Source organism: Streptomyces sp. NPDC046308 (genome assembly GCF_055588065.1).
Genome location: NZ_JBVJFB010000007.1, coordinates 436,186 through 448,716, shown reverse-complemented (window position 1 = coordinate 448,716; position 12,531 = coordinate 436,186). Strand labels below are relative to the sequence as shown.

8 protein-coding genes are annotated in these 12,531 nt (G+C 72.1%); 6 read left to right on the top strand and 2 right to left on the bottom strand.

All coding sequences use genetic code 11. From position 1 onward, the window contains the following. Window positions 1-4: 4 nt before the first annotated feature. Complete coding sequence (locus tag ACZ6JT_RS28025; protein ID WP_469213876.1) at window positions 5-1,387, bottom strand: FAD-binding oxidoreductase; 1,383 nt, start codon at window positions 1,385-1,387, stop codon at window positions 5-7. 136 nt (window positions 1,388-1,523) lie between these two features. After that, window positions 1,524-3,335, bottom strand: coding sequence for a glycoside hydrolase family 15 protein (locus ACZ6JT_RS28020; protein WP_469213935.1), 1,812 nt, complete (start codon window positions 3,333-3,335; stop codon window positions 1,524-1,526). 465 nt (window positions 3,336-3,800) lie between these two features. Here ACZ6JT_RS28020 and ACZ6JT_RS28015 point away from each other — a divergent pair, with 465 nt between their 5' ends. From ACZ6JT_RS28015 to ACZ6JT_RS27990, 6 genes are all read left to right on the top strand, one after another. Then, the gene (locus ACZ6JT_RS28015; RefSeq protein ID WP_376618997.1) at window positions 3,801-5,453 is read left to right on the top strand and encodes a CTP synthase; all 1,653 of its coding nucleotides are present in this window, start codon (window positions 3,801-3,803) and stop codon (window positions 5,451-5,453) included. Window positions 5,454-5,529: 76 nt separating this feature from the next. Then, window positions 5,530-6,183 (top strand): NUDIX domain-containing protein, encoded by a 654-nt coding sequence (locus ACZ6JT_RS28010; protein WP_469213874.1) that lies wholly within the window; start codon window positions 5,530-5,532, stop codon window positions 6,181-6,183. Between the two features lie 260 nt (window positions 6,184-6,443). Then, complete coding sequence (locus ACZ6JT_RS28005; protein ID WP_469213873.1) at window positions 6,444-8,408, top strand: tetratricopeptide repeat protein; 1,965 nt, start codon at window positions 6,444-6,446, stop codon at window positions 8,406-8,408. A gap of 152 nt (window positions 8,409-8,560) precedes the next feature. Further along, the gene (gene ald / locus ACZ6JT_RS28000) at window positions 8,561-9,676 is read left to right on the top strand and encodes an alanine dehydrogenase (protein ID WP_243630405.1); all 1,116 of its coding nucleotides are present in this window, start codon (window positions 8,561-8,563) and stop codon (window positions 9,674-9,676) included. Window positions 9,677-10,044: 368 nt separating this feature from the next. Continuing rightward, a complete protein-coding gene (locus ACZ6JT_RS27995; RefSeq protein WP_319726258.1) occupies window positions 10,045-11,163 on the top strand; it encodes a ParA family protein in 1,119 nt (372 codons plus the stop codon). Beyond that, complete coding sequence (locus ACZ6JT_RS27990; RefSeq protein WP_469213872.1) at window positions 11,148-11,687, top strand: hypothetical protein; 540 nt, start codon at window positions 11,148-11,150, stop codon at window positions 11,685-11,687. The genes ACZ6JT_RS27995 and ACZ6JT_RS27990 overlap by 16 nt, the downstream gene beginning before the upstream one ends. The last annotated feature ends 844 nt before the right edge of the window (window positions 11,688-12,531 follow it).

Here is a 12,531-nt window from a genome sequence, read left to right as displayed (position 1 = left end):
GCCCTCAGGTCGGCCGGATGTTGTGGTTGAAGCGGAAGACGTTGTCCGGGTCGTACTGCCGCTTCAGCTCGCCCAGCCGCCGCATGTTCTCGCTGCCCAGGCCCGACACGACCCGGTCCCCGCCCTCGTCCCCGGTGAAGTTCAGGTACACGGCGCCGGTGCTCCACGGCTCGGCGTCGGCCCGGACGTCCTTCACCCACTGCCGGCACCTCTCGTCGTCGGCCTCGTCCTCCCAGATCCCGAACGGGTGCACCGCCCAGGGCGCGTCGCGGTACGGCACCGGGTAGTCGGCGGGGCCGGCGGCGATGGCGCCGCCCTGCGGGAAGACGAGGTGCTGGGTGCCGGTCGGCACCGGCATGGACTCGGCGCGGGAGCAGAAGGCGGTCACGAACTCGTCCGGGATCCCGGTCAGGTACTCCGCCGACCAGTAGTTCCGCATCCCCGGCGGGTCGTCGATCATGCACTGGAGGTCGGCGTACGGGATGGCCGTGACGATCTCGGACTCGTGGGGGATCGCCAGCAGCGGTCGCGCCAGCTCGCGCATCTCCTCCTCCGGGCCCGCGTACGTCAGCAGCGCGCCGGCCAGCAGCAGCCCGACCAGGTGCGGCGGTACGAAGTCCTCGGGCGGCCCGGTCAGGTAGAGGGCGGCGCCGGAGGCCTCCGGCGGCCCGGCCTCGATGAGGTCCCGGAAGGCGCGGACCACCTCGGGCCCGCGTTCGGGCAGGTACAGCGCGAACGCGATCGACATGGCGGGCAGTTCGTGCAGGCGCAGGGTCAGCGAGGTGGCGACGCCGAAGTTCCCGCCGCCGCCGTGCAGCCCCCAGAACAGCTCGGGATGGTCCTCGGCGGTCACGTGCAGCAGCGCGCCGTCCGCGGTGACCAGGTCCACGCCCAGCAGGTTGTCCACCGCCAGGCCGAACTTCCGGTCCAGCCAGCCGGTCCCGCCGCCGAGCACGAAGCCGCCGACTCCGGTGGTGGAGGCCCGGCCACCGGTGGTGGCGAGGTCGTAGGGCTGGCAGGCCCGGTCCAGGTGGCTCATCGTGGCCCCGCCGTCGACGTGCACGGCCCTGGCGGCCGGATGGACCGTCACCTCGTGCATCCGCCGCAGGTCCACGACGAGGCCGCCGTCGTTGAGGGACATGCCGGCCACGCTGTGGCCGCCGCCGCGCACCGCCACCTTCAGGTCGAGGTCCCTCGCGAAACGCACGGCGGTCACCACGTCCGCCGTGCTCTCGCACTGGGCGATGACGGCGGGCCTGCGGTCGATCATCGCGTTGAAGACCGTCCGGGCCCCGTCGTACCCCGGGTCCTGCGGGGTGAACACCTCGCCGGACAGGTCCTCGCGGAGCGCGGTCAGCGCCGCGCCCGCCTTCGAGAGGGGAGCCATGGCCGCCCCTTCCACCGGAGGGCAAAGGACCCTTCCAGCGTAGGGGGCCGGGTGCGGAGGGGCGCGGCGAGCGGGCCGCGCCCCGTACGCCCGAGCGGGACCCGAGCCGGGCGCTCTCGTTTGCCCGGGGAGCGCGCTACCCCCCGTACGCCCCGCTCGCCGTCAGCCGCAGCGCCGTGTCGATCAGCGGAACGTGGCTGAAGGCCTGCGGGAAGTTCCCCACCTGCCGCTGGAGCCGCGGATCCCACTCCTCCGCCAGCAGACCCAGGTCGTTGCGCAGCGACAGCAGCCGCTCGAACAGCCGCCGTGCCTCGTCCACCCGGCCGATCATCGCCAGGTCGTCGGCCATCCAGAACGAGCAGGCCAGGAAGGCCCCCTCGTCGCCCTCCAGGCCGTCCACGCCGGCCTCCTCGCCCGCCGTCGGGTAGCGCAGGATGAACCCGTCGGCCGTGGACAGCTCGCGCTGGATCGCCTCGATGGTGCCGATGACCCGCTTGTCGTCCGGCGGCAGGAAGCCCATCTGCGGGATCAGCAGCAGGGAGGCGTCCAGCTCCTTCGACCCGTACGACTGGGTGAAGGTGTTGCGCTCCTTGTCGTAGCCCTTCTCGCACACGTCCTGGTGGATCTCGTCGCGCAGTTCGCGCCACCGGTCCAGCGGGCCGTCCGCGTCCCCGCTCTCGATCAGCTTGATCGTGCGGTCCACGGCCACCCAGGCCATCACCTTCGAGTGCACGAAGTGGCGGCGCGGGCCGCGCACCTCCCAGATGCCCTCGTCCGGCTGGTCCCAGTGGGTCTCCAGGTAGCGGATCAGCTTGAGCTGGAGCAGCGAGGCGTAGTCGCTGCGGGCCAGGCCCGTCATGTGGCCCAGGTGCAGGGCCTCGGTGACCTCGCCGTAGACGTCGAGCTGGAGCTGGCCGGCGGCGCCGTTGCCGACGCGGACCGGGCGGGAGTTCTCGTAGCCGGGCAGCCAGTCCAGCTCGGTCTCGCCCAGCTCCCGCTCGCCCGCGATCCCGTACATGATCTGCAGGTTCTCCGGGTCGCCGGCCACCGCGCGCAGCAGCCACTCGCGCCAGGCGCGGGCCTCCTCGCGGTAGCCGGTGCGCAGCAGCGAGGAGAGGGTGATCGCCGCGTCGCGCAGCCAGGTGTAGCGGTAGTCCCAGTTGCGGACCCCGCCGATCTCCTCCGGCAGGGAGGTGGTCGGCGCGGCGACGATCCCGCCCGTGGGGCCGTACGTGAGGGCCTTGAGCGTGATCAGGGAGCGGACCACGGCCTCCCGGTAGGGCCCGTGGTAGGTGCACTGGTCGACCCACTCGCGCCAGAACTCGGTGGTCGACTCCAGGGCCGCCCCGGCGTCGGGGAGCTCCGGCGCGCCCTTGTGCGAGGGCTGCCAGCTGATGCTGAAGGCCATCCGGTCGCCGGGTCCGACCGTGAAGTCGGAGTACGTCGTCAGGTCCTTGCCGTACGTCTGGGCCTCGGTGTCCAGCCAGACCGAGTCGGGGCCGGCGACGGCGACCGTGCGCCCGTCGACCTTGTGGACCCAGGGCACCACCCGCCCGTAGCTGAAGCGCATCCGCAGCGCCGAGCGCATCGGGACGCGCCCGCTGACGCCCTCCACGATGCGGATCAGCTGCGGCGCGTGGTCCTCGCGGGGCGGCATGAAGTCGATCACGCGCACCTTTCCGCGGGGCGTGTCCCACTCCGACTCCAGCACCAGCGAGTCACCGCGGTAGCGGCGGCGGTCGGCACGCGGGGCCTCGGAGCCGGCCGGGTACGCCGGGCCGATCCGCCAGAACCCGTGATCCTCGGTGCCGAGAATGCTCGCGAACACGGCATGGGAGTCGAAGCGGGGCAGGCACAGCCAGTCCACCGCCCCGTCCCGGCAGACCAGCGCCGCGGTCTGCATGTCCCCGATCAGTGCGTAATCCTCGATGCGCCCGGACACGTGCATCTCCAGTCGAACGGCCACGTCCGCCCCGAAGGGCGCTTGCATTGCGCGTTTGCGCGGTCACCTGTGGGTGGGGATCTCCGCGTTGAGCCCATGATTCCGCATCTCGGCTCGGTTAGGCCGTCCGACGGACTGCCCGGCGGTGATGTTCGCAATATCCGAGCAGGATATGACGGCACCCTAGTGATCTCCTTAAGCCGCGGAAGAATGTGGTTGGGCCGAACGGGTGAGCAGCCGCCCCGTCGGCCCGGCGCACTTCGGCGCCCTGCTACCGACCGCTGACGCCGCGTGGCCGGAGGCGGACCGGCCCGGGCGCTGATAGGCTGGTACCCCGTGGACCGGTGGTCTGCCTGTGCGAATCAGGAGCCCCGAAACCGCAGCTTCGGCGCCCCCTGAGACCCTTCCGGATCGACGGTGGCCGGCGCCGGACGCACCTCACCTCGCGACCACGGGAGCCCCCTCTTGGCGATGCCGCCCAAATCCATGACGACCAAGCACATCTTCGTCACCGGGGGTGTCGCTTCCTCCCTCGGCAAGGGCCTGACGGCCTCCAGCCTGGGTGCCCTGCTGAAGGCGCGCGGTCTTCGGGTCACGATGCAGAAGCTCGACCCGTACCTGAACGTCGACCCCGGCACGATGAACCCGTTCCAGCACGGCGAGGTGTTCGTCACCAACGACGGCGCCGAGACCGACCTGGACATCGGCCACTACGAGCGCTTCCTCGACGTCGACCTCGACGGCTCGGCCAACGTCACCACCGGCCAGGTCTACTCGCAGGTCATCGCCAAGGAGCGGCGCGGCGAGTACCTCGGTGACACCGTGCAGGTCATCCCGCACATCACCAACGAGATCAAGCACCGCATCCGCCGCATGGCGACCGAGGACGTCGACGTCGTCATCACCGAGGTCGGCGGCACCGTCGGCGACATCGAGTCGCTGCCGTTCCTGGAGACCGTCCGCCAGGTCCGCCACGAGGTCGGCCGCGACAACGTCTTCGTCGTGCACATCTCGCTGCTGCCCTACATCGGCCCCTCCGGCGAGCTCAAGACCAAGCCGACCCAGCACTCCGTCGCGGCCCTGCGCAACATCGGCATCCAGCCCGACGCGATCGTGCTGCGCGCCGACCGCGAGGTCCCGACCTCCATCAAGCGCAAGATCTCGCTGATGTGCGACGTGGACGAGGCGGCCGTGGTCGCGGCCATCGACGCCAAGTCGATCTACGACATCCCGAAGGTGCTGCACACCGAGGGCCTGGACGCGTACGTCGTGCGCAAGCTCGACCTGCCCTTCCGCGACGTCGACTGGACGGTGTGGGAGGACCTGCTGGACCGCGTCCACAACCCCGACCACGAGGTCAAGGTCGCGCTCGTCGGCAAGTACATCGACCTGCCCGACGCCTACCTGTCGGTGACCGAGGCGCTGCGCGCCGGCGGTTTCGCCAACAAGGCCCGGGTCCAGATCAAGTGGGTCACCTCCGACGACTGCAAGACCCCGGCGGGCGCCGCGGCGCAGCTGGCCGACGTGGACGCGGTCTGCGTGCCCGGCGGCTTCGGCGACCGCGGTGTCAACGGCAAGGTCGGCGCGATCACCTACGCCCGCGAGAACAAGATCCCGCTCCTCGGCCTGTGCCTGGGCCTGCAGTGCGTGGTCATCGAGGCGGCGCGGAACCTGGCGGGCATCGACGACGCCAACTCCACCGAGTTCGACGCCTCCACCCCGCACCCCGTCATCTCGACGATGGAGGAGCAGCTGGCCTTCGTCGAGGGCGCGGGCGACCTGGGCGGCACCATGCGCCTGGGCATGTACCCGGCGAAGCTCGCCGAGGGCTCGATCGTCCGTGAGGTCTACGGCGACCAGGCGTACGTCGACGAGCGCCACCGCCACCGCTACGAGGTCAACAACTCCTACCGCGGCGAACTGGAGAAGAAGGCGGGCCTCGTCTTCTCCGGCACCTCCCCGGACAACAAGCTCGTCGAGTACGTCGAGTACCCGCGCGAGGTGCACCCCTACCTGGTGGCCACCCAGGCCCACCCGGAGCTGCGTTCGCGCCCCACGCGCCCGCACCCGCTGTTCGCGGGCCTGGTCAAGGCGGCCGTGGAGCGGCAGCAGTCCGCGAAGTGAGCGCCTGACCGCATAACGTAGACAGCCGGGGCACGGATCGTGCCCCGGCTGTCGCGTTCTCGGGAAGGTATCGGCCATGGCCATGGGCAACGACATCGGCAACGACATCGTGGACACACCGGAGTCGTGGGAGGTCGTCGCCTCGCGCACCCCGTTCGAGGGCGCGAAGACCTCCGTCAAATCGGACCAGGTCCGGATGCCCGACCATGCGGTGGTGCGCCGCGACTACCAGGTGCACCCGGGCTCGGTGTGCGTGCTCGCCCTCGACGAGCAGCAGCGGGTGCTGGTCCTGCGGCAGTTCCGGCACCCGGTACGGCACCGGCTGTGGGAGCTGCCGGCGGGGCTGCTGGACGTGGCCGGGGAGAACCCGCTGCGCGCGGCGCAGCGGGAGCTGTACGAGGAGGCGCACGTCAAGGCGGAGGACTGGCGCGTGCTGGTGGACTTCTTCAGCTCCCCGGGAGGGTCGGACGAGGCGGTACGGGTCTTCCTGGCGCGGGACCTCGCGGAGGCGGAGGGGGAGCGGTACGTGGTCTCGGACGAGGAGGCCGACATGGAGATCGCCCGTGTTCCCCTCGGGGACCTGGTACGCGGGATCCTCGCCGGTGAGCTGGGCAATCCCGGACTGGTGACGGGCGTCCTGGCCCTTTCCGCCGCGCTGGCCTCCGAGGGTGGCATCGAAGCCCTCCGCCCGGCCCAGACCCCCTGGCGCGCCCGCCCGTACGAGGCGTAGCCCCGGGGCCTTTCAGCCCCGCCGGCGTTTGAGGCGCGGGTCCGGGCGGAGCCCGCGGAACGGGGGAAGGGCGGGGCGGGGAGGGCTCCGCGCAGCGGCGCGAAGCCGGAGGCCCGCCAGGGGCGAGGCGTGCGAGCGCAGCGTCGAAAAATGGGACCATCCGCTGATCCGATTGGGGGATTTGCCCGCCGCGCTCCACACGGGTCGTCGCTCTGTGTGAACTACGCTCGCCATCCGAAGGCAGGGAGAGGAGCGGATCCGTGACGGATTTCGTCGGGCGGCGGCGTGAGCTCAAGGAGCTGCGCGAGGACATCGCGCGGACCGGGCTCGACACCCTCTCCGGCCGGAAGGCCAAGGCGCCCCGGGCGAGGGTGCTGCTCGTCGCCGGGCGGCCGGGCTCCGGGCGGACGGCCCTCGCCGAGGAGTTCGTGCGCGAGGTGGCCGCCGAGTACCCCGACGGGGTGCTGCGGACCCGGCTCGTCCTCCCCGGAGGGGAGACGGTGGCCACCGAGCGGGCCGTCAGGGGCCTGCTGGAAGGGCTCGGCCGGCCCACCCCGCCCGGAGCCGGCGAGGACGAGCTGAGCTCGGCGCTGCGCACCGCGCTCGACGGCCGGAGGGTGATCATCCTGGTCGACGACGCCGCCGATCCGCACCAGGTCGACGCCCTGCTGCCGGACACCCCCGAGTGCCTCGTCGTGGTCACCTCCGAGGGGCCCCTCACGGGGATTCCCGACGTGCGGCCCTGCACCCTCGGCGGCCTCGACACGCCCTCAGCCGTGGAGCTGCTCGCCCAGCACATCGGCGACACCCGCGTCACCGCCGACCCGCGGGCCGCCGACGCCCTCGCCGAGGAGTGCGGCGGCCAGCCCGCCGCGCTCGGCCTCGTCGGCGGGTGGCTCGCCGCCCGGCCCAAGGCCTCCGTCGCCGATGTCGCCAAGCAGCTGCACGAGATGCCGGCCCTCGCCGGCGGCCCGCTCGCCCGGTGTTTCCGGCTCGTCTACGAGTCCCTGCCGCAGCCCGCCCAGCGGACCCTGCGGCTGCTGCCGCTGGCCCCGGCCGGCCTCGTCGACTCGCACACCGCCTCCGCCCTCGCCGGCTGCTCCGTGGCCGCGGCCCAGGCCACGCTGGACGACTTCGCCGGGCTGGGACTCGTACGGAACGCGCATGACGGACTGTTCCTGCTGCCCGGCTGCCTCGCCCCCATGCTGCAGGCCCTGCTGGAGGCCACGGAGCGGCCCGCCGAGGTCCAGCTGGCCCGGGCCCGGATGCTGGAGCGCACGGTCCGGCTGCTGCACTCCTGCGGGGCGATGGCCTCGGCGGACGAGGAGGAGGTCCGGGAGGTCCTGGACGGCCTGCCGCGCGCCCTGCGGTTCCCGGACCGGCGGGCCGCCGCCACCTGGCTGGACACCCGGCTGCCCGCGCTCTGCGCGGCCGCCTCGCTGGCCGTGGCCGACGGAGGGCTGGACACGCTGGCCCGCCGGCTGGTCGCCGCCCTCGTACGGGCCCTCGCGGACCACCGGGGCACCGCCGGGGCCGCCCCGGAGCTGTACGGGCTGCACCGGCTGGTCCTGGACGTGGCCGAGCGCCGCTCCCTGCACCGGGAGCAGGCCGCCGCGCTGCTGAACCTGGCCGATCTGGACGCCGAGACCGGACGGACCCACGAGGCCCTGGAGCGCTACCGGGCCGCGCTCGTCGCGGGAAAGGCCGCCGGGGACCCGTACGCGACCGGCCGCGCGATGGAATCCGTAGGCGGCGCGTACCAGGAGCTGGCGGACTGGCACCGGGCCGCCGACTGGTTCGGCCGGGCCCTCTCCCAGGCCTTGGCGCGGGGGGAGCGCGCGGACGAGGCCCGGCTGTACGGGCGGCTGGGGAACGTGCACACGTACGCGGGCCGGTACGGGGACGCGCTGCGCAGCTGGCGGGCCGCCGCCGCGGGCTACCGGAAACTGGCCGATGTGCCGGGCCAGGCAAAGGCGTTGAGCGAGATGGCGCGCGTCCAGGAGTACGCGGGACGCCCCGAGGAATCGCTGCACACCTGCCGGGAGGCGGTGGAGCTCGCGCGCAGGGCCGGCGACCAGCGGCTTCAGGCCGCGCTGCAGGTCCGGCTGGCCGACACGCTGGACAGGCTGGGCGACCCGGCGGCCGCGAGGCTGCACCGCTCCGCAGCCGACAGATTGCTGGGCGACGACCCCGCAGCCTGCGAAATCCGCAGTGATATCGACTGAGATTATTTGTTTGCAAGGCTAGACAGCGCGTCGTCCTTCATTAGACTGGCTTCACCACGACATCCCGTGGTGCATCCCGTTGCGCGTTCTTGTGGGCGGGTATGTATGGAAGTGCCCCGAAAAATCCCCTGAGCCAAGGACCGTGATCGACGATGAAGGTCGGCATCCCCCGCGAGGTCAAGAACAACGAGTTCCGGGTCGCCATCACGCCCGCCGGCGTGCATGAGCTGGTCCGCAACGGCCACCAGGTCTTCATCGAGCAGAACGCCGGTGTCGGCTCCTCGATCACGGACGCCGAGTACGTCTCGGCCGGTGCGGAGATCCTCGGCACCGCCGACGAGGTCTGGGCCACCGCCGACCTGCTGCTGAAGGTCAAGGAGCCGATCGCGGAGGAGTACCACCGCCTCCGCAAGGACCAGACCCTCTTCACCTACCTGCACCTGGCGGCCTCCCGCGAGTGCACGGACGCCCTGCTGGAGTCCGGCACCACCGCCATCGCGTACGAGACGGTCGAGCTCGCCAACCGCGCGCTGCCGCTGCTCGCCCCGATGTCCGAGGTCGCGGGCCGGCTGGCCCCGCAGGTCGGCGCCTACCACCTGATGCGCTCGGCCGGCGGCCGTGGCGTCCTCCCCGGCGGTGTCCCCGGCACCCACGCCGGTGAGTGCGTGGTCATCGGCGGCGGCGTCTCCGGCTGGAACGCCGCGCAGATCGCCATCGGCATGGGCTTCCACGTGACCCTGCTCGACCGCGACATCAACAAGCTCCGCGAGGCCGACAAGATCTTCGGTACGAAGATCAAGACGATCGTCTCCAACGCCTTCGAGCTCGAGAAGGCCGTCGTCGAGGCGGACCTCGTCATCGGCGCGGTGCTGATCCCGGGTGCGAAGGCCCCGAAGCTGGTCACCAACGAGCTCGTCGCCAAGATGAAGCCCGGAAGTGTACTTGTCGACATTGCGATCGACCAGGGCGGCTGCTTCGAGGACTCCCGTCCGACCACCCACGCCGAGCCGACCTTCCAGGTCCACAACTCGGTCTTCTACTGCGTCGCCAACATGCCGGGCGCGGTGCCGAACACCTCCACCTACGCGCTGACCAACGCCACGCTGCCCTACATCGTGCAGCTCGCGAACCTCGGCTGGGTCGAGGCGCTGCGCCGTGACCCCGCGCTCGCGCTGGGCCTCAACACCCATGACGGGCAGGTCGTTTACGGTCCGGTCGCCGAGGCCCACGGCCTCCAGACCCTTGAGCTGAGCACGCTCCTCGGCTGACGCGTCAACGACTGACGTCAATCTCACGTATCCGGCCGGACCTTGCCCGCAAGGTCCGGCCGGACGCGTTTGAGGCATGCCCGCAGACCCCGCTCAACTCGCCTCGAACGTAACCCTTTAACCCTTTCGCACACCCGCGAAACTTCGCAGCGACAGCTCGCACGCCCTTGACAGAGTGGTGTTCGGTTGCCGACACATCGTGCCGGGTCCGGCGGATTGTGTTGCCGCTGAGTGGTGACACGCCATAGAGTCGCCAACCGTCGGCATGGTGCCACGCTGACCTATCGATAAGTGTCCTGGTCACGTCCGAGGAGGTAAGACGACTTGTGAATGAGTCGACATTTGCCCCTGGGGGTGGTCGAGCAGGGATGCCCGAGCGGGGCCAAGGTCCTACCGGGCTCGAAGCCGTCGGCTCCGTCGCGGTACGCACCTTCGCAAACCACCAGCACATGACGACGCCCCAAAAGAGCATGGACGGCCTAGACGTGAACTCCAGGGCCGGCGACCTGAGCGGCGAAAAGCCCACTGGTTTCGCCGACTACGACAATGTGCCCGAAGGGCACTTCTACGACCCCGACGCGGAGTACGAACCGGACCCCGAGTACGCGGCCACCCTCGCCCCCGACGCTGCCCGCCAGCGCCGTGAGCGGATCGGCCCGACCGGACGCCCGCTCCCGTACTTCCCGATCCCGGGTCCGCTGACCGACCACGGTCCGGCGAAGATCATCGCGATGTGCAACCAGAAGGGCGGCGTGGGCAAGACGACGTCGACCATCAACCTGGGTGCCGCGCTCGCCGAGTACGGGCGCCGCGTGCTGCTCGTCGACTTCGACCCGCAGGGCGCGCTGTCCGTGGGGCTCGGCGTGAACCCGATGGAACTCGACCTGACGGTCTACAACCTGCTCATGGAGCGGGGCATGTCGGCCGACGAGGTGCTGCTCAAGACGGCGGTCCCCAACATGGACCTGCTGCCGAGCAACATCGACCTGTCCGCTGCGGAAGTGCAGTTGGTCAGTGAGGTCGCGCGCGAGTCCACCCTGCAGCGGGCCCTGAAGCCCCTGATGGCCGACTACGACTACATCGTGATCGACTGTCAGCCCTCGCTCGGTCTGCTGACCGTGAACGCCCTGACGGCGGCTCACAAGGTCATCGTCCCGCTGGAGTGCGAGTTCTTCGCGCTGCGCGGCGTGGCGCTGCTGACCGAGACGATCGAGAAGGTGCAGGAGCGGCTCAACCCCGAGCTCGAGCTCGACGGCATCCTCGCCACGATGTACGACTCCCGTACGGTGCACAGCCGTGAGGTGCTGGCGCGCGTCGTCGAGGCCTTCGACGACCACGTCTACCACACGGTCATCGGCCGCACGGTGCGCTTCCCGGAGACCACGGTCGCCGGTGAGCCGATCACGACGTACGCGTCCAACTCCGTCGGCGCCGCCGCCTACCGCCAGCTGGCCAGGGAGGTGCTCGCCCGGTGTCACGCCGAGTGAGTCTGCCCGGAGCCGACGAACTGTTCCGTACGACCGGGGGGATGGCGCTCCAGTCGTCCTCGCCGCGGCGCGGGGTCGACGAGGCGCCCGCCGCGGAACACTCGGCGAGTTCGGCCGAGGGCAAAGCGGGGGAGGGCCGCAGCCGGGAGGCTGAGGCCGGTACGGCGTCCGGCGGGCCCGTCGTGGGGCAGCCACGACGGCCGCAGGAAGGTTCTGTCAGTCCCGCCGGCCCGGCCGGCGGGGCGGTCGCCGCCCCCACCGGCGCGACCCGCCGGGGCAAGGGGCAGGGCCGCGGTGCGAACCGGCGGCCCAGCGGCCGCGAACGGCACGACGAGAAGATCACGGTCTACGTCTCCGCGGAGGAGCTCATGGACCTGGAACACGCGCGGCTGGTGCTGCGCGGGGAGCACGGGCTGGCCGTCGACCGGGGTCGCATCGTCCGTGAGGCGGTGGCCGTGGTCCTCGCCGACCTCGAGTCCCGCGGGGACGCGAGCATCCTGGTCCGCCGCCTGCGCGGCCGCTGACCGGCCCCCGGCCTGCCGCTCCCGCCGGACCCGGCCCCACCGCCGGGACCGCGGGACACCGCGGCCGGGCAGCACCTCCCGCCCGCCGCGCCACTGCAGGGCCCCCGAGCCCACCCGGCCCGCCGAGGCCGCGCAGCAGCCGACCCCGGCGCCGCCGCCCGACCCCGCTGCCCGGCACGCCGGGACGCGCGGTAGCCGGCCCCGGCGCCGCCGCCCGGGCCCGGCGCGTGATGCCGGGGCCTCTTCGCCCCGCGACGCGTGGCAGCCGGACCGGCCGCTGCCGCCCAGCCCGCGGAGGTTCCACCCACGACGCGCAGCAGCCGGCCTGCCGCCCGGACCCGGCCAGCACGCCGAGGACGCGGTAGTCGGACACGGCGCTGCCGCCCGAGCCCTACCGGCCCGCGGAGGACGCGCAGCAGCCGGATACGGCGCCGCCGCCCGGGCCCGCCCGGCACGCCGAGGACGTGCAGCAGCCGGACCGGGCGCTGCTGCCCGAGCCCGGTGCCCGGCACGCCGGGTCTCTTCGCCTCGCGACGCGTGGCAGCCGGACAGGGCGCCGCCGCCCCGGCCCGCCCGGCACGCCGAGGACGCGGTAGCCGGAGACGGCGCTGCCGTCCGAGCCCGCTGTCCGGCACGCCGGGGACGCGGGGAGCCGGATACGGCGCTGCCGCCCGAGCCCGGCCGGCAACGCCGAGGCTGCGCCGCTTTTTCACGATGCGCGCCCGGCGCTCATGTCACCTGGTCCGGTCCGATCACGGGACCGTGGGGCTGGTCCACGGGGATCGCCCGGAGAGGGCCTAGGCTGCTCGTGGCCGTGTCGCTCCGCCCGGCTCGTCCCCTGCGT